Origin of the sequence: Chitinophaga sp. GbtcB8 (genome assembly GCF_019091455.1) — a bacterium.
Taxonomy (GTDB): domain Bacteria; phylum Bacteroidota; class Bacteroidia; order Chitinophagales; family Chitinophagaceae; genus Chitinophaga.
In genome coordinates, this window is sequence record NZ_JAGXJN010000022.1 from 41,310 (window position 1) to 63,715 (window position 22,406).

Consider the following 22,406-nt stretch of genomic DNA (forward strand, 5'->3'; position numbering starts at 1 on the left):
GCCCGGCCTTTGTTCTATATTAAACATTCACACTATTCATTGTTGTTTTGCTTTTTCTTTGGCCTGTTTTTCTTCATGTATTAATACTACTATGGAGCGGCCGCCTATCTGCATAGTGCTTTGGGCTTTAAATACCTTTTTGCTGTCTTCTTTTTCCGGCTGCCCGGTATCCAGCAATACATGCCATTGAGCGCCGTAGGAGGCAGCAGGCAGCGTAAATGCAAGTGGTTCATGATGTGCATTCAGCATAAGGTAAAAGCTATCATCCACTATCTTTTCCCCTTTAGGGTCAATGGTGCGCAGGCCACGCCCATTCAGGTACACAGCCAGCGAGCGTGCAAAATCAGTATCCCAGTGCTCGTCCGACATTTCAGCGCCTTCAGGTAAGAACCAGCCAATATCTTCTACGCCGGAACCTTCTACCGGCTGGCCGCGGAACCAGCGCCGGCGGCAAAATGCCGGGTGCTTAAGCCGCAGGTGGATCAGCCTTTTGGTAAAGTTCAGCAGGCTTTGATCCAGCTGATCCCAGTGCAGCCAGCTGATCTCATTATCCTGGCAATAGGCGTTGTTGTTACCTTGCTGTGTGCGGCCTGCTTCATCGCCCGCCACTATCATGGGCACACCCTGTGAAAGGAACAGGGTGGTAAGCAGGTTGCGTTTTTGCCGTTCCCGTAAAGCATTGATCAGCGGATCTTCTGTATAGCCTTCTGCGCCACAGTTCCAGCTGCGGTTATGGCTTTCGCCATCCTGGTTATTTTCCCCGTTGGCCTCATTGTGCTTATCGTTATAGGAAACCAGGTCGTGCAGTGTAAAGCCATCATGCGCTGTAATGAAGTTGATGCTGGCTGTTGGACGGCGGTATTCTTCTTTATACAGGTCTGCGCTGCCGGTTAAGCGGGATGCAAATTCTGCCAGCGTGCTATCTGCGCCACGCCAGTAATCACGTATGCTGTCGCGGTACTTGCCATTCCACTCTGCCCATCCTGCGGGGAACTTGCCTACCTGGTAACCGCCTTCTCCTACATCCCAGGGCTCTGCTATCAGCTTTACCTGGGAGATCACGGGATCCTGGTGAATGATATCAAAGAAGGCGCTCAGCCGGTCCACTTCATGCAGCTCACGCGCTAAGGTGGCAGCCAGGTCAAAGCGGAAACCACCTACATGCATATCCAGCACCCAGTAACGCAGGCTGTCCATAATAAGCCGTAATACGCTGGGGAGGCGGGCATTCAGGGTATTGCCTGTGCCCGTATAATCCATGTAATAACGTTTATCTTCTGTTAACCGGTAGTAGTCTGCATTGGAAATACCACGGAAAGAAAGGGTAGGGCCCAGGTGATTACCTTCTGCCGTATGGTTGTATACCACATCCAGTATCACTTCTATCCCTGCCTTGTGCAGGGCCTTTACCATTTCCTTAAACTCGCGTACCTGTTCCCCGCAAATGCCGGACGCGGAGTAGCGTACATCCGGCGCAAAAAAGCCGATCGTATTATAACCCCAGTAATTGGTTAATCCTTTATCGGCCAGGTAGCGGTCTGTAACAAAATGGTGCACGGGCATCAGCTCAATGGCAGTAATGCCCAGCTCCTTCAAATATTGAATGGCAGCGGGATGCGCCATGCCTTTGTAAGTGCCGCGCTCATTTTCCGGGATATCGGGGTGTAGCTTGGTGAATCCCTTTACATGTGCTTCATAGATCACGCTTTGATGATAAGGTGTTTTGGGAGGTTTATCGCCCTCCCAGTCAAAAGCCACATCTACCACCACGCTTTTGGGTACAAACGGGGAGCTGTCCGTGGTGCTAAAGCTTAGGTCTTCCTCAGGATGTCCCATTTCATAACCAAAAAGGGAATCATGCCACTCAATGGTGCCCGCAATAGCTTTTGCGTATGGATCTATTAAGAGCTTGTTAGGATTAAAGCGGTGGCCCTGCTGCGGCTCATAAGGGCCTTCCATGCGGTAGCCATACAGCTGCCCTGGCTGAATGCCGGGCAGGTAAAGATGCCATACATGGTTGGAGCGTTCTGTAAGTCTTACACATTCCTTTTCGGCGGCGCCTTTTGGCTCATCAAACAGGCATAAGTCTACTCTGCTGGCATTTTCTGAATATATGGCAAAGTTCACACCTTCACCATCCCAGGTGGCGCCCAAAGGGTATGGGTGTCCCGGGTAAGTTGGTCTACTCATAGTACAATATGCTGGTTTGCATTTGTCCTTTCATCAATTATGGTGCCTGTAAATTATTAGCACAGAGGTATTTGGAGTGAACGGCCGGTGACCGGAAAAATATTAACTTCAACTTATGGAAGAGCCTGAAAAATTACAAAGGGTGGTAGAAGCCCGCATGAAGCTAAAAGCCCGCTTTGAGGAAAAAATGAAAGCCACCCCTTCTGTGGCCGATGACCGGCCAATGGGTCAGGGAAACCTCAACCGGCACGGCATGCCGGTAGTGCCCGTGGGGCAGATCATTACTAAAAAATGGCCGGTGCTGGACCTGGGCATTCAACCTTCCATACCCTTAGATAAATGGCGGCTGATAGTGGATGGAGAGGTAGAAAACCCGCTGGTATTAACCTGGGATGATTTTATGGCCCTGCCACAAACTGTTGATACTTCCGACTTTCACTGTGTAACTACCTGGTCAAAACTGGATATGAAATGGGAAGGTGTGCGCCTGATGGATATTGCCGCCCTGGCACAGCCTAAAGATACTGCCACCCATTTAATGTGTTACGGGTACGATGAGTATACGACTAATGTGGCGCTGGAAGAGGCGCTAAAACCGGATGTGCTGCTGGTGCACACTTTTGACGGGCAGCCTTTGCCTAAAGAGCACGGCGGCCCGGTGCGGATGATAACACCGCAATTATATGCCTGGAAAGGTTCCAAGTGGATCAGCCGGATTGAATTTTTAGCCGGTAACCGTTTAGGGTTCTGGGAAGAAAGAGGTTATTCCAATACTGCGTATCCCTGGCGTAATGACCGCTACAGCCGCTAAGGTTTCTTTCCTCTTAATTCTTACCCCCTTTAAATTGCGGTGGCAGCTTCTTAATATGTTCGCAGATCACGTCCATGATCTGCTTGCCTTTTGGGGTTAAGGCCTGCTCTTCAGGATAACAGGGAATATCAGCATCATCTTTCTGCACAATGTCAAAACTTGCCGGTATGTCCTGGGTGAGGTGCCCGGGAGGCTTTACGTGGTATACAATATTGGATGTTTGGCGTTCCATATCAATATCGATCATATATTGAACACCATCGAGGGTAATAGTAATGGGCCTGTTCATAGTACTGTTCCTTTATAAATTTCATAGCAATGATCAGGCCTTTTATTAAAATTGCGTCATTGCGAGGAGCAAAGTAAAGCCAGGGCGTGTGGGGCGACGAAGCCTTCCGGCTCCCTGCAATGACGCGATTATTAGTTAAACTAAACGGCCTGGCTGGTTTCCAGCGGCAGCACAGATGTTTGCTCAGCAGCCTGCTGTTGTGCCTTCTGCTGCTCCTCCTCCTGGTAAGCAGCTTTTACAATGTTGGCGGTTTTATGATCGCCGGTATGGCTCCAGCCCGGCGGCATAATAATGTAGAGGAGCTTACTTTTAATGCCGGGTGCTTTTCTGATGTCTTTCCACAGGTAATAAAATTCCCCGAAATATACATCCAGCAGATTATTAGGATTTAATTGCCGGGTAATGCCATATTCAATTGCCACTTCCTTTTTCTCATACTGGAAAGTACCGAACACTTTATCCCAGATGTTGAGCAGGTTGCAGAAATTGGTATCCATATACAGCGGGTTGCGTGCATGGTGTACGCGGTGGGCGGAAGGTGTAAGAATGATCTTATTCAAAAAGCCCAGGCGGCCATCCGGCAGCAGGTTTTCTCCCACATGTATGAATGCACCCCAGAAACCATCAATAAACATAATAAAGAACAGCAGGGGCGGGTTCACGCCGGCCAGTATGCAAATGGTGGTACGGATCACATCCGCATATGGGCCTTCCAGGAAAAAGTGCGCATGGCTTACAAACAGGTTCATGTTCTGCGGCGCATGGTGTGTGGAGTGCAGGCACCAGAAGATCCGGACCTTATGCCCCAGGTAATGGTAAATGAAATGGGAAAACTCCCATACAATATAACCGTATATTAACCAGTACCACGTAAACGTAGTATGGAACAGCGCCAGTTTTTCAAACAGCCCTATACAGAATGCAATGGCTGCAATGGAAATAAAGCGGCCTATAAACCGGTTCAGCACAAAAATGAAGAAGGGCATTTTATAGTCCTCTACCTTAAACCGTTTATATACCAGGGCACGGCCTATTTCTAACAGCAATAGTAAAGGTATCACGGGTGAAACGGCCGTAAGCACGCCATTAAACGTAAGCAGGGCTTTGTAATCACCGGTTTTATACATTTCCAGCAACTGTCCTATCCCCAGAAAGGAAATCAACTCGTGATACAATGTCTGTAATACTTCCATCAGTTAACTTTTTTTATGGTTTCCGCTACCCAGCCATAACAACGCATCAATGATCAGCTGATCCTGTTGTTTATTGCCGAACGTGTAAGATAATGTCCTGTTGGTTTTGCCTTCATAGTCCATATCATTATGGCCCATATTCAGGTACAACATTTTATAACGTTGATTGGTCCATACTACGGGGTAATATCCGCTATGCCATATTTCATATTGTTTGGGGCCGGTGCCCAGCGGAAAGCTGGTAGAATCAATGGACAACAATATTTTTATATCGGGGTTCTTACGCAGATCATTTTCCCAGCGGTACCATTCATTGGGCGATGCTTTAATGAGCGCACCCAGGTGTCTTGTTACAGGATGTTGCTTATCTTCCACTTTCAGAAAAGCGGAAGTAGGCCGCCAGGTATTGCTGCCATATGCGCCGGAACCTAAGAAGGTATTGTGATACCAGTCCCAGTTCTGCGGATAGGCAGACGGTGTTAATGCAAATGCGGAGAAGTGAAAGCCCATCCAGCCGCCACCGTTTTCCATATATTTTTGAAAGGCATTTCTTTGCTCCGGTTTATCCGGGCGTGTATCCAGGAACACTACTACCTGGTAGTTTGAAAGAAAGGCGTCATTTAAATTATCCCAGTTGTTGGTTGAATCGTAAGTGAAGTGATATTTTTTAGCCATGGCCGGAAACCATTGATTGGCTTCATGTACAAAGCTGATGTGCGCAAGGTCTTCTTTGCCGGTATAAAAAGCGATCACTTTAAATTTGGGAGGGGTGATCCGGGCAGTAGCTCCGGTATGACATAACAAGCATACTAGGAAGGTAACAAGGACCTGAGTAATTTTGCTGTGGAATTTCATGTTATAAATTTAAATTTTTTAATGCTCTTATCCTACTAAAATGGGCATAGATTCCACAGTTTGAACGAAATTGTACATAACGCACCATACATACGAAACCCTTTGTATGCCTGGTTTGTATGAAGTTTATTTTGTAGTTTATCTACCCTTAATGAGCTATAAAACCAAATACTATGTTGCACATACTTTACATTATTGCTATTACTGCAGAGGCAATGACTGCCGCTTTATCGGCAGGCCGCCGTAATATGGATTGGGTAGGTGTTTGTATGATTGCCTGGGTAACGGCTCTGGGTGGCGGAACCATCCGTAATATCTTATTAGGCCATTATCCTATGACCTGGGTAAGCCATCCGGAGTACCTGCTGATCACCGCAGGTGCCGCTCTTTTTGCTGCGCTGATCGCATCTTTCATGCGCCGCTTAAAAATGTTGTTCCTGTACCTGGATGCGCTGGGCCTGGTGGTATTCACTATTATTGGCTGCCAGCTGGCGGAGGAAATGCATTTACCTGTTATCATCATTTTATTAAGCGGTATGATCACCGGTTGCGCAGGCGGTGTGTTGCGCGATGTGTTGTGTAATGATATTCCACTGTTATTCCGTAAGGAGGTATATGCCAGTGTAGCCATTGTTACCGGTGGTGTGTATTTAGGTATGGAAGCGATGGGAAGCAGTGCAGAATGGGCTACAGTGATAGCGGCTATAGTGGGGTTAATACTACGCCTGCTGGCCATACGGTATGAATGGCAGATGCCGAAGTTCGTGTATCACGAAGAGTGGGAATAAAAAAGCATGCAGCACCAGCGCTGCATGCTTTTTAACGTTTAATAATATCAGTTGGTTTTTTTAGGCGGCAATGCAAAAGCAATAGCTTCATGTTCAAAGTGGCCTTTGTGGGAAGCATCGCAGAAAGGTTTGTTCTGGGAAAGCCCGCAGCGGCATATAGACACTGCTTCGCGCCCGCCTAAATCATAAACATTGCCATTCTTATCCACAATTTCAAAATCGCCCTCAATTTTCAGAGAGCCGTTACTGTTAACAGTGATCTTAGTAGTAGCCATTGGTCGTATTGTATTAGCCGTCAAAAGTAAGGAAACAAAAGTAATATCCCCATTTTCCCCTGAGAGCCCGGGTGCTGGCCACAAACCTTCTGATGTGTACCTGGATGCGGGCTTTGAAAACCTCCCGCACTTTTCATTTGCATTTAAGAAAACATATGGGGTAGCACCGTCGCTGTTATAGCTGGTTGCCAGTGCCGTAAAATTGCTGTGGTTTACCACTGGTAACATTCTGCGGTAGGGTTTCAGTAGCATTTGTTATTTTAATTTCACTAAAAACAATGCATCATGAAATTCCCTGCCTGGAAAAAGCGTCCGACCCCGGAAAAACCGAAAAAATCAAAATTACGGGAGTGGCTGGATGCAGGCGTATTTGCCATTATAGCAGCTACGGTGATCCGTACGTTTATTTTTGAGGCGTATTGCATTCCCTCCGGCTCCATGGAGAGAACGCTGCTGGTAAATGATTACCTGTTCGTGAGCAAAATAAGCTACGGCCCCCGCATTCCTATGACACCACTGGCCATACCCCTGGTGCATAATAAAATGCCATTTACAAAATATACTCCTTCCTACAGCACGGCCGTGGAATGGAAATACCGCCGCCTGCCGGGTTTTACGCATATTAAGAAAAACGACATTGTAGTATTTAACTTACCGGAAGGGGATACTGTGGCGCTGGAAGTAGAGGAATCCCGTAACTATTATGATCTGGTGCGGAGACTGGGACATGACGAGGTTTGGAAACGCTATCACATACTGGCAAGGCCTGTTGATAAAAGAGAGAATATTATTAAACGCTGCCTGGCCACTGCCGGCGATACTTTGCAGATCATAAACGGTATTGTATATGTAAACCGCCAGCAGGCGCTTATAGCCCCGCATAGCGAAAGACCTTACTGGGTACAAACGGATGGCGAAGAGCTGAATGCCAGCCGCATGGACGACCTGGGCCTGATAGACCCTGCCGTACCGGGCGATACTGCCGGCAAGTACCAGTATAACCTTACCCGCGGCGATGTAGCCACGCTGCAAACTTTCCGCGCAGTAAAAAACATCCAGGCCGATATTGATAAGAACCGGAACGAAGATGCTTCCGTATTCCCGCATGATACTGCTTACTACCACTGGAACCAGGACAATTTTGGCCCGCTGGTAATTCCGCAGCAAGGACAAACGGTAGCAGTGAACCGCAGCACCATTGAGCTATACAGGCGCATTATTACCGTGTATGAAGGCAACCAGCTGGAAGAAAGGGATGGTAAATATTACATTAACAACCAGCCTGCAGATACCTATACCTTTAAAATGAATTATTACTGGATGATGGGCGATGTCCGCCACAACTCCCTGGATAGCCGCTACTGGGGCTTTGTACCGGAAGATCATATAGTAGGGAAAGCCTGGATCACCTGGTTGAGCTATGGTAAGGAAGGGCCGAGGTGGAGCCGGTTTTTCAGGGCCATTAAATAAAAAAGGTACCTTCGCCGGCATATGGATGAACTGCAGGTAATTGCACAAACCCAGCAATGGATCAAAGTATTGGTAATTGGCTGTAATTTTTGCCCCTTTGCCGCAAGGGCTATGGAGCAGCACAGCATTCATTACCAGGTGGAAACCGGCACCAGCTGGAGCGCTGGCCGTAAAGCGCTGCAACAGGAATGTGAGCGCCTGGACAATGATGCGTCTATTGGTACTACGTTAATTATTTTCCCAACAGCATTCCCGGTATTTGATGAATACCTGCAGTTTTTAACATACGCTGAAAAACAGCTGCACAAGAATGGGTATGACGGTATTTACCAGCTGGCCAGCTTTCATCCGCTGTACCGCTTTGCAGGCAGCGCGTTTAATGACGCAGCTAATTACACCAACCGCTCTGTTTATCCTATGTTACACCTGTTACGGGAAGAAAGTATCCGCAAGGCGCTGGAATTTTATCCGCATTCCGCAGCAGGCATACCGGAAAATAATATTCACTTTGCCCGCGAAAAAGGTACAGCGTATATGAAGCTGCTGCGCGACAGCTGTTTATAAGAGAATGTAAAATCATAAATGTAAAATGTAAAAGGGAATGCAGCGAAGTCCGATCAGGACTTAATCGCTGCATTCCCTTTTACATTTATGATTTAAAATTTTACATTTTACATTCTCTTCGGGATCAATGATCACTGCTAAACGAATCCCGGAACATCTTCCAACCCTTATCTGTTTTCTTCCACAATACCAGGTATTTGCCGGTGCCCATCAGGTTGCCCTTTGCATCCCTGGATTCATAAAAGCCATACTCCGTTACATAATCCCCGCTGCCGTAGATTTCTTTGGTAATGAATTTACCGTTGCGTAAACCGTATTCATAATACCCCTTTTGAAAAAAGGCCAATACGCCGGCGGGCCCGCACATGGGCTGCATATCCGGGGCCAGTATGCAGGCATCCGGGGCATAACGGTCAATGAAAATGCTGGAATCCCCTTTTTCAAAGGCAGAAAAGTAAATGGCATTACTGGCGGCAATGGCGGCAGCCGCTGTTTTATCCTGCCCCAGAACGGGTGCAGAAAAAAGTAATACCATAATCACGTATAATAGCTTGTTCATAGCAGGTATAATTATTGTTAGATGATACTACAAAGTACCGGTAATAGGACGTCAATAAATTGTACAAAAGCGAACAAGGAACTTTTTCAGGGAAATATACTATTCTGCAAACTCCCATGCGCTTTGATACGAATTGCGGTCCGTTGCATAAGTAATAAAGTCAGCATAAAAAGGCAGCTGTGAAAGGGTGCCGCTGTCGCCGATCACCACCAGCTTTTTACGGGCGCGGGTCATAGCTACGTTCATGCGACGTATGTCGGAAAGGAAACCGATCTTATTATCCGTGTTGCTGCGCGTCATGCTGATGTACACAATATCGCGCTCCTGCCCCTGGAAGCTGTCTATAGTATTTACAGATATTTTATTGCGGTGGTTTTGTAATACCGGTGCATGCTGTAACAATTCCTGCAGCAGCTGCACCTGTTGTTTGTAGGGCGAGATGACTGCAATGGTAGGGAAGTTAGCTGCCTGGTAATGTGCGCCCAGCGCGGTGGCCAGCTGTGTTAGGTGCCGGAACAGGAAAGCGGCTTCCTCCGGGTTGGTGGTGCTGGTGCCATCCTGTTTTTCATCAAACCCGCAGCCGGCAGTATCTACAAAAGAAAGCGGCGTATCCTCCGTGAACAGCAGGTGCTGCGCTACAGAAGCATGCGCTTTTAGCTGGTCCTGGTAAAAGATGTTGGATGAGTAACCCATGATCAGCTCATGCATGCGGTACTGCTCTTCCAGCAGCACTACGGCTTCCGGGTGCAGGATTACGCACTTTTCCAGCAGGGTGTTGTTTAATCCTTTGCGGGCGGCCTCGTTGGATTTAATGGTAGGCGGCAGCTGGCAATGGTCGCCGGCCAGTATTACTTTCTGCGCTTTTAAAATGGGGATCCAGCAGGCGGGTTCCAGTGCCTGCCCTGCTTCATCTATTACTACGGTATGGTATTTCAGATGGCGGATGGCGTAGTTGTTGGCGCCTACCAGCGTAGCGGTAATTACCTGCGCTTTGTTAAGCACATCTTCAATAATATATTCCTCTGTTTTATCCACCTGTTTCATAATATTGCGGGCTTCATCAAACAGGGCTTTGCGTTGCTCGCGCTCTGATTTGCCAAAGTTGCGCTTGTATTTATGCGCCATATCCCGGAACTCATTGGCCTGTTTTTTCAGGCGTTTGATCTCTTTGTTGCTGCTGTGCTCCGCCATTTTGTTCTCCAGCGTCAGGGATAGCAGTCTTTCAGAAACCCGCGCCGGGTTACCAATGCGTAATACATTTACGCCATCTTCAAACAGGCGTTCGCTCAGCAGGTCTACCGCGGCATTGCTGGGCGCTACTACCAGTATTTGTTTATGCTCCTGTTTAATAAGGGCTTTGATAGCTTGTATAAGCGTGGTGGTTTTACCGGTGCCGGGAGGGCCGTGCACAATGGCCAGGTCGTTGGCGGCCAGTATTTTGTTAACGGCTACCTGCTGGGAGGCATTGAGCTTAGGGCTGGTGAAAACCGGCAGCTCTGTATTAAAAGTGGGCTTTTGCTGGCCCGTGAGTATTTTTATCAGACGCCCTTCTTCGTTCTTTTCGCTGAGCGTGGCCGCCAGCTTCAGGGCATTCTGCATTTCATCATAGCTGTTATCATCAAAAAGCAGGTCAATGCCCAGCTTACCGTCGCGGCTCCATTCCGGCAGCTCATCTGTACGTAAAGCTATTTTCATACGGTTACCGCCCTGCCAGGAAATAGTACCTTCTACGCGGTCTTTTTTGGCATCGTGGTTGGAGAACAATACGGCGGATACGCCCGGGCGGAACTGGTGGCTAAGGTCCTGGTGGGTGGTGCGTTCTACTTCTACGGTTAAATAATCGCCCCGGCCCAGCTCAGTATCTTTAATAGCAATGGGGTACCAGGTAAGGCCATTGGCCCGGCGTACGTTTAAAGAGGCGGTTGCAGTAAGTTGTTGATAAGAGGCACGGTCTTCTTCCTGTTCAATTTTCAGCAGGTCCTGCAGCTTTTTGAAATAATCCATCATGCAAAGATAAGCAGCTAACAGCTAACTGCTAACTGCCAGCTGCCAGCTGCTAACATCTAAAAATAAATTTGCGTAACCAAACGGTTTCTTATATATTGCAACCAATTGGTTACGCGAACCCACAAAAACACATACGCATGCAACATGAACCACTTATGCTGGAGCGCACCTTTAACGCGCCCATAGACCGGGTATGGAAAGCCATTACCGACAACAAGCAAATGAAACACTGGTATTTTGACCTGGACGATTTTAAAGCGGAGCCGGGTTTTGAGTTTACCTTTTCCGGCGGCAGTAAAGAACAAACCTACATACACCACTGCAAAGTAACAGAGGTGATAACAGGCAAAAAGCTTACCTACAGCTGGCGGTATGAAGGTTATCCCGGTGAATCTTTCGTGACCATGGAGCTGTTCCCCGAAGGAGATAAAACCCGTTTAAAGCTCACCCATGCAGGCCTGGAAACCTTCCCTGCCGGAAAAGACTTTGCAAGAGAAAGCTTTCAGAAAGGCTGGACACAGATCATTGGCACCCAGCTCAAAGAATTTGTGGAAAAACCTGTTCAACAGGATTAAATACCGCTGTTATGAAAATATCGCTCACCAGTATTCCGGTAAACAGCCCGCCGGAAGCATTCACCTTTTACACGGAAGTATTGGGTTTTGTAAAAAGACTATCGATGCCCGAAGCCAATGTATTCATCGTGGTATCGCCGGAAGAGCCGGAGGGCACCGGGCTTTTGCTGGAACCCAATGATAACCCGCTCAGCAAAAATTTCCAGGAAGGGGTGTATAAACAGGGCATTCCCCTTATTGTTTTCGGCGTAGGGGACCTGCAGCAGGAATATGAAAAGCTAAAAGCCAAAGGAGTAATATTTAAAAAACCGCCCACTAAAACCGAATGGGGCTTTGAAGCCGTGCTGGATGATACCTGTGGTAACTATATACAGTTGCAGCAGCAGTGACAAAATGTAAAATGTAAAAGTTTAGATTTCAAATGTAAAAGCCAGGTATGTGCAGTACTATGGGATCAGCTTTTACATTTTACATTGCCCTTTTTTGCTATGATGTAGTAATGATGTACCCCCCAACTATCTGCTTATAAAACTTTTATTTCTATCTTCAGCACGTCTTTAGAGCAAATCAATGTTTACCCGTTTTAAAAGCAGAAATTCTTTCCAATGACTTCAAGAAGATCATTTATCAAAGCTACCACGTTAGCTTCGGCCGGCTTACTCGTACGGCCTTCCGCGTTATTTCCCGTGCCATCCCAATACATAGGGTTGCAGCTGTACACCGTGCGCGATGCCATGCAAAAAGATCCCTCAGGTACCTTGCAGCGGGTAGCCAAGCTGGGTTTTAACTCCCTGGAAGGCGCTACCTACACCGGCACCCAGCAATTTTATGGTATGGATGCCAAAGCCTTTGCCGCCCTGTTAAAACAGCAGGGGCTTATTATGCCCAGCAGCCATTACCGTTTGGGCGAGCAGCAAATGAAAGGCGCTGATGTGCAGGGCACTATGTTACACGAATGGAGCAAAGCGGTGGATGATGCAGCCGCCGTAGGCATTAAATACATGGTATGCGCTTTCCTGGCGCCGGAGGAGCGTGGCAACCTGGACCACTACAAACAGCTGGCGGAACATTTTAACAAGGCCGGGGAAACCTGTAAAAAAGCAGGCATCCAGTTCTGCTACCACAACCACGACTTTGAATTTCAGCAGCAGAATGGCCAATACCCCTACGACCTGTTGTTAAAGAACACAGATGCTAACCTGGTAAAAATGGAAATGGATATTTACTGGGTTACCAAAGCAGGCCTGGATCCGGTGAACCTTATCAATGAGCACAAAGGCCGTTTTCCGTTATGGCATGTAAAGGATATGGATAATACGCCGGAACATATGTTCACCGAAGTAGGCAACGGCACCATCAACTTTAAGAAAATATTCCAGCACGCGCAGGCAGCCGGTTTAAAATACTTTTTTGTGGAGCAGGATAAATGCCCCGGCGATCCGTTTGCCAGCATTACCAAAAGCATCTCTTACATTAAAAAGAACCTGGTATAAAATAGCTACTGCTCCATTTTAGCGGCGGAGAACTGTAACAGGAAATCAAATAAGGTTGTTTCCGTGGGCAGCTGCAGCTTTCTTCTTAACCGGTAACGGGCCAGCTCTACGCCCCGTACGGATATGCTGGAAAGCTGCGCTATTTCCTTACTGCTCAGGTTCATGCGCAGGTACGCGCACAGCTTTAGCTCTGCAGGGCTCAGGTGTGGATATTTTGCTTTCAGCACACCCAGGAAATCCGCATGGATCTTATCGAAGTGAATGGCAAAATTTTCCCAGTCCTGGTCCACCCGGGTTTCTGCGCTCAGGGTCTGGAAGATCTTCTTAAAATCCTTCACGGCCTTTTCATCGTGAAAATTCTTTTTCAGGCGCAGCATTTCATCTTTAATGGTGGCCAGCAGCTCTCCTTTTTGCACCAGGTGCATGGCGGCCGATGCTATTTCGGAGTTCTTGTACTCCAGCTCCAGCTCCAGTTTTTCATTACGCAGCTTTACGATCTCTTTCTCTGACTTTTCCAGCTCCAGCTGGTGCAGGTATAACAGGCGCTGTTGTTCAGCCTCATGTTTTTTGCGCTGCTGAATGAATAGCTTGCGCAGCCACACACAGGCCAGGAACAGGCTGCCTGCAAACAGCAGCGCATACAGCGCATAGGCCCAGGTAGTACGGTACCAGGGTGGCAGTATGGTAAACGTGTAATGGCTAACGTTAGATGAATTGCCCAGGTTATTCTTGGCCTTTACTGCAAAGGTGTAAGTGCCTGCAGGCAGGTTGGTATAGTCTTTCTCAGTTTTCCGCGACCAGGCCGACCAGCTTTTATCAAACCCTTGCAGGTAATAGCTGTATTCCACGCTGTTCTGGTTCACATAAAAAGGAGAGGAGTATTCAAAGTGAAAGGAGTTAAAGTGGTAGGCCATCCTGGGCGCGGGCTGCCTGCCTTCCGGGTAGTAACCGCCAAACAGCAGGCTGTCTGTTTGCCCGCCGGCGTTCACGGACCGCAGCTGTATATTCAGCTGGTGGCGGTTTTTCTTATACTGCTCAAAATTAATATGGTAAAAGCCTTTTTCCGCCCCTGCCAGTATATTGTATTTGTTGTAAGGGTACACATGCTCAAAGTTGCTCACCATTTTACCGTTCAGCTCCGGGAAGTAAATGATCCTGGGCTGCTGGCCTGAAAAGTCTGCCACACCCAGGTTCTTGGCTGCTATAAACCAGATGTTGCCATCTGCATCTTCTTTCAGGTAGCGGATGGGCTTTGTGCCGAACAGCTGCCGGAAATAAGGATCCTGCGCAAAACGTTTAGTAGCGGCATTGTACGCATAAATACCCTGCCCGCTGGTAATAACAATATGCCCTTTTATTTTAAACAGGTAATTCATGGTTAAAGGCGGTAAACCATCCTGCTCTGTGAATTTTTGCACCACTGTTTTACCGTTTGGCTGTAAAGCAATACGGAACACACCGCGGTAAGGGTGCGCCATCCATACGGTATGCGCATCTTCAGCAACCATGTACCGGGCCCCGGCGTTCAGGTTGGGCAGGTTGCCCTGTGAGGTAAAGGAATGATGCTGGTAGCGCATTACATCCAGCCCGTTATAATTGCCTGCCAGCAGGGTGCCGGTATCTGCCACCGGTAAAAAATTCCAGTAGCCCGCGCTGGTATTAATAGGTGAAGCTGTACCATCCTGTATCTCAAAAGCCCCTTCATGATTAGCCATCAGCAGGTGATCTGCTACGGTAAACAATCCCCAGGCAGGAGCCCTGGTACCGGTAACCGGCGTAAAGCCGCCATTGGCAAAGCTCAGGTCCCGTGTGGGGGGTATGGGTACAGTGTATAACCCATTAGAGGTGCCTATATATAAATGCTGCTTAAAAATAATGGCGGAGTATCCTGCGCCTTCGTTCAGCTTTTCCGGGTAAATATGTTTAATGGCATTGTTATAGGCCATAAAGCCAATACCATTATCCAGCCCTAACCACAGGTTATGGTCTTTATCCAGCAGCACAGCCAGCACACAATTGTTCTCCAGCCCATCGCGGCGTGAAAAATGTTCAATGATCCCGCCCTGCAGGTTAATAATATAACAGCCGCTTAGCTGTGTGCCTATGGCCAGCCAGTCTTTATTTACCACTGAGCAGCTGAGAATGCGGTCATTGATAAAGGTGCGCATGTTCCCGGAAGGGAAGGGTGTAAGCTGGTTATGGGCCAGTATGTACAACCCATGTTTAAGTGTGGCCACCACGCTGCTGTCTTTACCCAGCTGGGTAACAGCCGTGATGGCAAAACCCTGCGGTAAGATGTTTTCTTTAATCAGCGGTATCCAGTTATTACCGGCCAGGGTAAGCAGCCCCTTTTTTACATCCTGCGCTATCAGCTGCCCATTGGCCTGCCCCATGTACAACCATCCGGAAGTAGCGGGATATACGGTGATGTTATTATTATGGAGGCGGAAAATAGCGGTGCGGGAGCGGAACAGCACTTCGTCTTTATACACGGCAATGTTCCAGATATCTGAAAAGCTGCGCAGGGCCGCAGGCACCAATGGCACCAGGGAGGTAAAGCTAAGCCGCCCGTTCTTACCAGGGCTAAAGTAACCGAACCCGTTCTGTGTGCCGGTGTATATTTTATGATCGCGGCCAATGGCTACGCAGCGCGCCATGGAGCCATCCGGTAAGGGATAGGTTTTCCAGTAGCTGCCGTCAAAGCTTAGCAGCCCTTCTATATTGGCAAAATATACCAGGCCGTTACTGTCCTGCGTTATGCTCCAGTTGGCGGTACCGGCGTTATAAGTGTTTTTGCTGTAGCTGACCACATCCGGGGTCCCGATCTTATGCTGGCTAAAGGCTAAGGATACTGGTAAGAGCAATCCCGCTAGAAATATGCTTTTCATAGAGAACCGTGGAATGATGATTAGAGTATGTAGCTGTAAAGCGGCTCTTATAAATATACAAAAAATGGAAGGAGCCTGGCGGCAGGGGATACTCATAAAAAAGATAGTAAGCGCCGCTGCCAGGCTCCTGATAATGGAGTTATAGTTTTAATTTTAGCCCGCCATTCACCACAAACCCGTCCAGGGGTGCATAAATATCCCTGAATACAGGATGGCTGCGTGTGCCGGTATAAATGCTGTCAAACCGGGTTTGCCGTGTATCGGTGAAGTTCTCAAAATTCACAAACAGGGAAAATCGTTCCCATAGCTTTTCCGCCATAAATCCACAGGTCCAGTAAGCCTTTCCGGTGGCGCCGTCGTTCAGGGTTTGTTTGCTGTAATAGTATGCTTCCAGCCCTATCTTCCAGCTATCCTCAATTTCATACATCAGCACATTATTCAGGCGGTGCCGTGCCGTTAAGGGATTCTCTTTTTTAATGCCGCCTTCAAGCAGCCGGGCATCTGTAAAGGTGTATCCAATAAACAGTTTAAAATTCCCGTAACTTGCTTTTACATTGGTTTCCCATCCTTTGGTATCCACGTAGCCAGCTGCGTTTTTAAGCTGCTGCAAGCCGCCGGTTGCGTTTTCCAGTATTAAAGGGTTGTTGATACGGGTGTAAAAGAAAAGCTGGTTTATACTTATACTCAGCTTATTGAATAAAGCAATACGGTAGTTTACATCAAAGTTAACACCGTAAGATCTTTCCAGCTTATTCACATCCGGGTTAACAGGTAGTACAGACCGGAATTGTATGCGCTCTGTTTCTTCGGTAAAAATGGTGGGCGTTTTATAACCAAGTCCGCCGCCCAACCGGGAAGTAAGCCGGGGTGATATTTTAAAGAGGGCAGAGATGCGCGGCAGCCATACAAGCCCATAATCTGTTACATAATCGCAGCGCAGGCCGGTTTCCATTTGCAGCCACTCAGCAGCGCTGAAAGTGTTTTGTACAAACCCGCCAATAGTTTGCTGATCATAGTTCCTTTTAGGAAAGCTGTCTTTAGGCAGCTCTTTAAAATGATCTGTATATAAATTAATACCGCCCACCCAATCTGACCGCTCCCGGTTATTATTAAAGGTGATCTCTGAATAGGTAGACCATTGTTGACCATCAAAGGTATAATCAGGAATGGTGATGGTTCTGTTGAAATGACTGATGGAATTTTTTACAGCCAGGCTGCTTTTTTCGCTGAGCTGGTGTTCCAGTAAGAATTGTGTGGAGAACCGGCTACTCTTATTTTTTTCAAAATAGCGGTGGGTGCTGTCGCCCTTTCCTTTAATATACTGAATATCTCCGCCCGTGCGGTCTTCAAAGGTGGTATTTACCCCAAGGTTCATTTTTGTACGGGGGCTGAAATAAAGGAACAGCCTGGGATTAAATACATAACGCGCGGTTTGTGGAATAGCAGTAAAACCTGTATTGGACGGATCATAGGGTTTGCTGCTGTTGCGGGACACAAAGAGGGTTACTCCTGCCTTTTCAAACTTCTGACCATAGAAGCCGCTTAGATCCAGGCCGCCGGCAGAGGTGCCATTTACTAAGAACCGCAATTCCCTTTCTTCCGTTGGCACTTTGGAGATCAGGTTCACCAAACCGGCAATGGCGCCCCCACCGTATAAGGTGGAGGATGCGCCTTTAATTACTTCCACCTGCTTCAGATCTAAAGGGACTGTTTGCAGCAGGCCCAGGCCGCCGGAAAATCCTGCATACATGGGAAAACCATCTTTGAGCATTTGCGTATAACGCCCGTCCAGCCCCTGAATGCGGATGCTTGAATTTGCGGAAGTGGCGGATACCTGCTGCGTTTGTATACCGGTGCTTTCATTGAGCAGCATGCGTATATCCCCTGGTTTCATATTCCCTTTTTCTTCCAGCTCTTCGCCACCTATAAATTCAACGCGGGTAGGAATGTTCTGGATAGTGCGGCTGCTGCGGGTGGTGGAGATGATCACTTCGTCCAGCTCTTTCACCGTGCTGTCTTGCGCCATGCATAGCTTACCCATGCAAAGCAATAGCATGAAGCCCATAATTCTTTTCATTATAGTGTAGGATGTATGAATAAATAAGGTTGTAACCTGCTACCGGCTGGCAGCAGTTATGAGGTGCTTATGCTAATTGGGGCGGCTGCCAGATGGAGGCGGGGAAATCAGGCAGGGAAGGCGTTATATAAAAAAAATGCAGGTTTTCAACTGTGGGTAATTGCCTGGGCAGCTTTATCTGCACGGTTGGTATTATAATACTATGGCAGGAGCCGCAGGCAAAAAAGGGAGAGCAGGGGCAGGCCGGCTGATGGTCATGCTCCCCGGTGGTACGGTTGGATGTTGTTTGTGTTATCTCATCTGCACAGCAGTCGCTATCCGTATCGCAGGGGACACCGGATAAAAGCAGTACGTATAATGAGAACAGGTAAACAAGAAATTTCATCCTTACAAAGATATTCAATTTTTAAAAGGATCAGGGTAAGGGCCGGGAAAGCCAGCACCGGTGGTTTTAGGATTATGATGTGGTGTTGATGTGGTGAAAAATAACCTCCCTAAGCCCGCAGCCGCTAAATTCGTTCCGCATCCATTACCATAATATATACAAATGAAAAAACTGATCATCCACGTCCTGCTCACCATTTTAGCTTTTAACACAAACGCGCAAAACGGGCCTTTAGGCATTTTTGAAGGCCACGGGGATGTGGGCAACCACGTAAAACCCGGCGCCGCCACCTATATTCCGCAAACGCAGCAATATATTATCTCCGGTGCAGGTTATAATGTATGGTTTGATCACGATGAATTTCATTATGTATACAAACGCCTGAAAGGTGATTTTATCCTCTACACCCGCGCCGCCTTTGTTGGCGCAAAAGGGGTGGAGGAACACCGCAAGGTAGGCTGGATGGTGCGTAAAAGCCTGGACAGCAATGCCGCCCATGTGAATGTGGTGGAGCATGGCGATGGCCTTACTTCCCTGCAATACCGCAAAACAGCCGGCGCCACCACAGAGGAAGTACGCTCCACCCTTACCCATGCCGATGTGCTGCAGCTGGAACGTAAAGGCAATACCTACACCATGCGGGTAGCCAGGTTCGGAGAGCCGTTTGTAACCGCGCATGTAGCAGACCTGGACCTGGGAGAGGAAGTATATGTGGGCCTGTTTGTAGGTTCCCACAATGCTGATGTGCTGGAAACCGGCGTGTTCCGTGATGTACGTATCACCGTGCCCTTTAACGGGGAATCAGACCAGAACACCCGTATGACCCTGGGCAGCCACCTGGAGCTGCTGGAAGTGGCTACCGGCAACCGGGAGATCATTTATACCGTACCCTACTCCATACAAGCCCCTAACTGGATGACCAACGGGAAATCGCTTGTTTTTAATGATAACAAAGGGCTGATGTACACCTTTGACCTGGCCACCCGGCAGCCGGTGCAGCTAAATACCGGGGATATAAAAAACAATAATAACGATCATGTGCTTTCCTTTGATGGCGCCATGCTGGGGCTAAGCAGTAATGTACGGGAGCTGGGTGGATCAATCATTTACACGGTACCCGTAACCGGCGGCACGCCAAAACAGGTAACGCCCAAAGGGCCATCGTACCTGCATGGCTGGTCGCCGGACGGGAAATACCTGGTTTTCTGCGGGCAGCGGGATGGGGAATTTGATGTGTACCGCGTGCCGGCAGCCGGGGGAAAGGAAGAAAAGCTTACTAACACAAAAGGTTTGGATGATGGGCCTGAATATTCGCCGGATGGGAAGTATATTTACTTTAATTCCGTACGCTCCGGCACCATGCAGATCTGGCGTATGCAGCCAGATGGCAGCGGGCAGGAGCAGGTTACAAATGATGATTTCAATAACTGGTTTGCGCACATTTCGCCGGATGGGAAGTGGATGGTATTCCTCTCTTTCCTGAAAGAAGAAGTGCAGCCAGGTATACACCCGCCTTACAAGCATGTATACCTGCGCCTGATGCCGGTTGCCGGGGGCACACCCAAAGTGATCGGGTATGTGTATGGCGGGCAGGGCTCTATTAATACGCCCTCCTGGTCGCCGGACAGCAAACGTATTGCCTTCATCAGTAATTCGGATATGAGCAGTAAATAAACAGACCTTTAGCTAATGAACATGAACAGACGTTCGGCCCTCCGCACCCTGATGGTAGTAACCGCAGGCGTTACGCTGCTGCCTTCATGCGTGCAGCGGCCGCGAAAAGCGGCAGTGGCCTACAAACACTTACAGCTGAATGGGGAAGAGGAAGATATGCTGGCTGCCATGGCCGCTATCATTATCCCCACCACCACAACGCCCGGTGCAAAGGAAACCGGGGCGCACCGTTTTGCCCTTACTATGATAGATGATTGCTGCAGCGCCAAAGACCAGGAGCAATTCCAGGACGGGCTGCACAAATTTCAGGTTATGGTAAAGGAAAAGGATGGCAGCGCCTTTGGGAAATGTACCCCTGCACAGCAGCAGCAATGGGTAGCCGCGCTGAATGATGGTAAAAGCTTACCGCATAATGTGGATGCCTTTTACCATATGCTGAAAAGGTATACCATTGAAGGTTTTACGGGCTCTCAATATTTTTTAACCAAAGTAAGGGTGTATGAGCTGGTGCCCAGCCGTTTTCATGGCTGTATAGCAGTGAATAAAGTATCGCCCTCCATAGATAACTGATAGTAGTATGAGTAATAGTAAGCAGGCCAATACTTTTGACGCCATTGTAATAGGTGCAGGCATGAGCGGCGGATGGGCAGCAAAAGAGCTGTGCGACAAAGGATATAAAACATTGCTGCTGGAACGCGGCCGTAATGTGCAGCATTTAAAGGATTACCCCACTACCAACATGTATCCCTGGGAGTTTCGCCACCATGGCGAGGTACCGGCGGAGATCCAGGCAGCCAATCCTTCCATTAGCCGCTGTTATGCCTACCGGGAAGATGCCATGCATTTTTTTGTAAAGGATACGGAGCACCCGTATGTGCAGGATAAACCGTTTGACTGGATCCGCGGTTACCAGGTAGGCGGCAAATCCATTATGTGGGCGCGGCAAACGCAGCGCTGGAGCGATTATGATTTTGAAGGCCCGCAGCGGGATGGGTTTGCAGTAGACTGGCCTATCCGTTATAAAGACCTGGCGCCCTGGTACAGCTATGTTGAGAAATTTGTGGGCATCAGCGGTAATAAAGACGGCATTCCCAACCTGCCGGATGGCGAATTCCTGCCTCCCTGGGAGCTGACCTGTGTGGAAGATTATTTTAAAGGTGTGGTAGCAAAAAATTATGAGAACCGCCACGTGATCTATGCACGCTGCGCGCACCTCACCAAACCGCAGGATATTCATAAGGAGCAGGGCCGCAATCAATGCCAGGGCCGCAGCCTTTGCCAGCGTGGCTGCCCGTTTGGCGGTTACTTTAACAGTAATTCCACCACCATTCCCTGGGCACAAAAAACAGGTAATCTTACTTTGCAGCCATTTTCAGTGGTGCATAGTATTATATACGATGAGCACAAGGGCAAAGCCGGTGGCGTACGTGTGATTGACGCTAACACCAAAGCAGTAACAGAGTACTACGCCCCGGTTATTTTTTTAAATGCAGGTGCTTTAAACACCAATCTTATCCTTATGCATTCCACCTCATCCCGCTTCCCGGATGGTTTGGGAAATGAGAATGGTTTGCTGGGTAAGCATGTAGCCTTTCACAATTACCGCGCACGCATTTCCGGCACGCATGATGGGTTTAAGGAATTTACAACAGACGGGCGCCGCCCTACCAGCGCGTATGTGCCGCGCTTCCGGAATGTATTTAAACAGGAAACGGATTTCCTGCGCGGGTATGCCGCCTCCTTTTACTCCGGCCGTTTTCCGCAGCGGGATACCTCCGGTTTTGGAGAAGCGCTAAAACAACAGCTGGGCAATGCCACATTAGGCCCCTGGTATGTATCCTCCCAAATGATGGGCGAAACCATTCCAAAGGAAAGTAATACCGTAAGCCTGCATGCGCAGCAGAAAGATGAATGGGGCATTCCCTTGTTACGCATCAATATTGATTATGATGATAATGATGAGAAGATGATCAGGGATTTCTTTGAGCAGTTCAAAGATATGTTCGGCAAAGCAGGTTTTGCCAATATAGAAACCTACGATAGCAAACAGGCGCCGGGCCTGGATATTCATGAAATGGGCGGCGTACGTATGGGGCACGATCCTAAAACATCGCTGTTAAATAAATGGATCCAGCTGCATGCCTGCAAAAATGTGTTTATTACAGATGGCGCCTGCATGACCTCTACTTCAACACAGAACCCATCGCTCACTTATATGGCATTAACTGCCAGGGCAGTGGATTATGCGGTGTCTGAAATGAAGAAAGGGAATTTGTAAAGCGCTTATCAGCATGTTTATAAAGCCATGGCAGG

General features: G+C 48.2%; 20 protein-coding genes and 1 pseudogene. 11 read left to right on the top strand and 10 right to left on the bottom strand.

What is annotated here, in order from left to right:
- Positions 1–36: 36 nt before the first annotated feature.
- Positions 37–2,190: a glycogen debranching protein GlgX gene (gene glgX, locus KVT36_RS18850; protein WP_217605012.1), complete on the bottom strand. Its 2,154-nt coding sequence runs from the start codon at positions 2,188–2,190 to the stop codon at positions 37–39.
- A 115-nt stretch (positions 2,191–2,305) separates the two neighbouring features.
- Between glgX and KVT36_RS18855 the strand changes: the two genes are divergently transcribed.
- Entirely contained in the window at positions 2,306–3,001 is a 696-nt protein-coding gene (locus KVT36_RS18855; RefSeq protein WP_217605013.1) for a sulfite oxidase-like oxidoreductase, read from the top strand.
- Positions 3,002–3,014: 13 nt separating this feature from the next.
- On the opposite strand, the gene KVT36_RS18860 is transcribed toward KVT36_RS18855, so the two are convergent.
- From KVT36_RS18860 to KVT36_RS18870, 3 genes are all read right to left on the bottom strand, one after another.
- Positions 3,015–3,290, bottom strand: coding sequence for a hypothetical protein (locus KVT36_RS18860; RefSeq protein WP_217605014.1), 276 nt, complete (start codon positions 3,288–3,290; stop codon positions 3,015–3,017).
- Between the two features lie 140 nt (positions 3,291–3,430).
- On the bottom strand, positions 3,431–4,483 hold the full coding sequence (locus KVT36_RS18865; RefSeq protein ID WP_217605015.1) for a sterol desaturase family protein: 1,053 nt from the start codon (positions 4,481–4,483) through the stop codon (positions 3,431–3,433).
- 3 nt (positions 4,484–4,486) lie between these two features.
- Entirely contained in the window at positions 4,487–5,287 is an 801-nt protein-coding gene (locus tag KVT36_RS18870; RefSeq protein WP_254640087.1) for a ThuA domain-containing protein, read from the bottom strand.
- A gap of 224 nt (positions 5,288–5,511) precedes the next feature.
- Between KVT36_RS18870 and KVT36_RS18875 the strand changes: the two genes are divergently transcribed.
- Complete coding sequence (locus tag KVT36_RS18875) at positions 5,512–6,126, top strand: trimeric intracellular cation channel family protein (protein WP_217605017.1); 615 nt, start codon at positions 5,512–5,514, stop codon at positions 6,124–6,126.
- 47 nt (positions 6,127–6,173) lie between these two features.
- On the opposite strand, the gene KVT36_RS18880 is transcribed toward KVT36_RS18875, so the two are convergent.
- Positions 6,174–6,401: a CDGSH iron-sulfur domain-containing protein gene (locus KVT36_RS18880; protein WP_217605018.1), complete on the bottom strand. Its 228-nt coding sequence runs from the start codon at positions 6,399–6,401 to the stop codon at positions 6,174–6,176.
- Between the two features lie 82 nt (positions 6,402–6,483).
- Between KVT36_RS18880 and KVT36_RS32790 the strand changes: the two are divergent.
- From KVT36_RS32790 to KVT36_RS18890, 3 genes and pseudogenes are all read left to right on the top strand, one after another.
- Positions 6,484–6,582 (top strand): annotated as a pseudogene (locus KVT36_RS32790) (AraC family transcriptional regulator); the annotation flags it as partial.
- Between the two features lie 104 nt (positions 6,583–6,686).
- Positions 6,687–7,871: a signal peptidase I gene (lepB, locus tag KVT36_RS18885; protein ID WP_217605019.1), complete on the top strand. Its 1,185-nt coding sequence runs from the start codon at positions 6,687–6,689 to the stop codon at positions 7,869–7,871.
- Between the two features lie 21 nt (positions 7,872–7,892).
- On the top strand, positions 7,893–8,435 hold the full coding sequence (locus tag KVT36_RS18890; protein WP_217605020.1) for a DUF1415 domain-containing protein: 543 nt from the start codon (positions 7,893–7,895) through the stop codon (positions 8,433–8,435).
- A gap of 124 nt (positions 8,436–8,559) precedes the next feature.
- Here the strand turns inward: KVT36_RS18890 and KVT36_RS18895 are convergent, their stop codons facing one another.
- Both KVT36_RS18895 and KVT36_RS18900 read right to left on the bottom strand, forming a co-directional pair.
- Positions 8,560–8,994, bottom strand: coding sequence for a DUF4440 domain-containing protein (locus tag KVT36_RS18895; protein WP_217605021.1), 435 nt, complete (start codon positions 8,992–8,994; stop codon positions 8,560–8,562).
- Positions 8,995–9,093: 99 nt separating this feature from the next.
- Positions 9,094–11,001 (bottom strand): AAA domain-containing protein, encoded by a 1,908-nt coding sequence (locus KVT36_RS18900; protein WP_254640088.1) that lies wholly within the window; start codon positions 10,999–11,001, stop codon positions 9,094–9,096.
- 137 nt (positions 11,002–11,138) lie between these two features.
- Here KVT36_RS18900 and KVT36_RS18905 point away from each other — a divergent pair, with 137 nt between their 5' ends.
- From KVT36_RS18905 to KVT36_RS18915, 3 genes are all read left to right on the top strand, one after another.
- Entirely contained in the window at positions 11,139–11,576 is a 438-nt protein-coding gene (locus tag KVT36_RS18905; protein ID WP_217605022.1) for an SRPBCC domain-containing protein, read from the top strand.
- A gap of 11 nt (positions 11,577–11,587) precedes the next feature.
- Positions 11,588–11,965 carry a VOC family protein gene (locus tag KVT36_RS18910; RefSeq protein ID WP_217605023.1) on the top strand — a complete coding sequence of 126 codons (378 nt, stop codon included), beginning with the start codon at positions 11,588–11,590 and terminating at the stop codon, positions 11,963–11,965.
- A gap of 216 nt (positions 11,966–12,181) precedes the next feature.
- The gene (locus KVT36_RS18915) at positions 12,182–13,069 is read left to right on the top strand and encodes a sugar phosphate isomerase/epimerase (RefSeq protein WP_217605024.1); all 888 of its coding nucleotides are present in this window, start codon (positions 12,182–12,184) and stop codon (positions 13,067–13,069) included.
- A 5-nt stretch (positions 13,070–13,074) separates the two neighbouring features.
- Here the strand turns inward: KVT36_RS18915 and KVT36_RS18920 are convergent, their stop codons facing one another.
- From KVT36_RS18920 to KVT36_RS18930, 3 genes are all read right to left on the bottom strand, one after another.
- Positions 13,075–15,957 carry a triple tyrosine motif-containing protein gene (locus KVT36_RS18920; RefSeq protein ID WP_217605025.1) on the bottom strand — a complete coding sequence of 961 codons (2,883 nt, stop codon included), beginning with the start codon at positions 15,955–15,957 and terminating at the stop codon, positions 13,075–13,077.
- A 139-nt stretch (positions 15,958–16,096) separates the two neighbouring features.
- Positions 16,097–18,034: a TonB-dependent siderophore receptor gene (locus tag KVT36_RS18925; protein WP_217605026.1), complete on the bottom strand. Its 1,938-nt coding sequence runs from the start codon at positions 18,032–18,034 to the stop codon at positions 16,097–16,099.
- A 67-nt stretch (positions 18,035–18,101) separates the two neighbouring features.
- On the bottom strand, positions 18,102–18,419 hold the full coding sequence (locus tag KVT36_RS18930) for a DUF6660 family protein (RefSeq protein ID WP_217605027.1): 318 nt from the start codon (positions 18,417–18,419) through the stop codon (positions 18,102–18,104).
- A gap of 162 nt (positions 18,420–18,581) precedes the next feature.
- Between KVT36_RS18930 and KVT36_RS18935 the strand changes: the two genes are divergently transcribed.
- Genes KVT36_RS18935 through KVT36_RS18945 form a run of 3 tightly spaced genes read left to right on the top strand, consistent with a single transcriptional unit; the run spans position 18,582 to position 22,371 of the window.
- Positions 18,582–20,093, top strand: coding sequence for a biopolymer transporter TolR (locus tag KVT36_RS18935; RefSeq protein WP_217605028.1), 1,512 nt, complete (start codon positions 18,582–18,584; stop codon positions 20,091–20,093).
- 21 nt (positions 20,094–20,114) lie between these two features.
- A complete protein-coding gene (locus tag KVT36_RS18940; protein WP_217605029.1) occupies positions 20,115–20,663 on the top strand; it encodes a gluconate 2-dehydrogenase subunit 3 family protein in 549 nt (182 codons plus the stop codon).
- A 7-nt stretch (positions 20,664–20,670) separates the two neighbouring features.
- The gene (locus tag KVT36_RS18945; protein ID WP_217605030.1) at positions 20,671–22,371 is read left to right on the top strand and encodes a GMC oxidoreductase; all 1,701 of its coding nucleotides are present in this window, start codon (positions 20,671–20,673) and stop codon (positions 22,369–22,371) included.
- Positions 22,372–22,406 lie beyond the last annotated feature (35 nt).

What these genes read in the sequence shown, in the direction of transcription:
- glgX (WP_217605012.1), bottom strand. Translation starts at nt 2,190, where the DNA reads ATGAGTAGACCAACTTACCCGGGACACCCATACCCTTTGGGCGCCACC.
- KVT36_RS18855 (WP_217605013.1), top strand. Translation starts at nt 2,306, where the DNA reads ATGGAAGAGCCTGAAAAATTACAAAGGGTGGTAGAAGCCCGCATGAAG.
- KVT36_RS18860 (WP_217605014.1), bottom strand. Translation starts at nt 3,290, where the DNA reads ATGAACAGGCCCATTACTATTACCCTCGATGGTGTTCAATATATGATC.
- KVT36_RS18865 (WP_217605015.1), bottom strand. Translation starts at nt 4,483, where the DNA reads ATGGAAGTATTACAGACATTGTATCACGAGTTGATTTCCTTTCTGGGG.
- KVT36_RS18875 (WP_217605017.1), top strand. Translation starts at nt 5,512, where the DNA reads ATGTTGCACATACTTTACATTATTGCTATTACTGCAGAGGCAATGACT.
- KVT36_RS18880 (WP_217605018.1), bottom strand. Translation starts at nt 6,401, where the DNA reads ATGGCTACTACTAAGATCACTGTTAACAGTAACGGCTCTCTGAAAATT.
- lepB (WP_217605019.1), top strand. Translation starts at nt 6,687, where the DNA reads ATGAAATTCCCTGCCTGGAAAAAGCGTCCGACCCCGGAAAAACCGAAA.
- KVT36_RS18890 (WP_217605020.1), top strand. Translation starts at nt 7,893, where the DNA reads ATGGATGAACTGCAGGTAATTGCACAAACCCAGCAATGGATCAAAGTA.
- KVT36_RS18895 (WP_217605021.1), bottom strand. Translation starts at nt 8,994, where the DNA reads ATGAACAAGCTATTATACGTGATTATGGTATTACTTTTTTCTGCACCC.
- KVT36_RS18900 (WP_254640088.1), bottom strand. Translation starts at nt 11,001, where the DNA reads ATGATGGATTATTTCAAAAAGCTGCAGGACCTGCTGAAAATTGAACAG.
- KVT36_RS18905 (WP_217605022.1), top strand. Translation starts at nt 11,139, where the DNA reads ATGCAACATGAACCACTTATGCTGGAGCGCACCTTTAACGCGCCCATA.
- KVT36_RS18910 (WP_217605023.1), top strand. Translation starts at nt 11,588, where the DNA reads ATGAAAATATCGCTCACCAGTATTCCGGTAAACAGCCCGCCGGAAGCA.
- KVT36_RS18915 (WP_217605024.1), top strand. Translation starts at nt 12,182, where the DNA reads ATGACTTCAAGAAGATCATTTATCAAAGCTACCACGTTAGCTTCGGCC.
- KVT36_RS18920 (WP_217605025.1), bottom strand. Translation starts at nt 15,957, where the DNA reads ATGAAAAGCATATTTCTAGCGGGATTGCTCTTACCAGTATCCTTAGCC.
- KVT36_RS18925 (WP_217605026.1), bottom strand. Translation starts at nt 18,034, where the DNA reads ATGAAAAGAATTATGGGCTTCATGCTATTGCTTTGCATGGGTAAGCTA.
- KVT36_RS18930 (WP_217605027.1), bottom strand. Translation starts at nt 18,419, where the DNA reads ATGAAATTTCTTGTTTACCTGTTCTCATTATACGTACTGCTTTTATCC.
- KVT36_RS18935 (WP_217605028.1), top strand. Translation starts at nt 18,582, where the DNA reads ATGAAAAAACTGATCATCCACGTCCTGCTCACCATTTTAGCTTTTAAC.
- KVT36_RS18940 (WP_217605029.1), top strand. Translation starts at nt 20,115, where the DNA reads ATGAACAGACGTTCGGCCCTCCGCACCCTGATGGTAGTAACCGCAGGC.
- KVT36_RS18945 (WP_217605030.1), top strand. Translation starts at nt 20,671, where the DNA reads ATGAGTAATAGTAAGCAGGCCAATACTTTTGACGCCATTGTAATAGGT.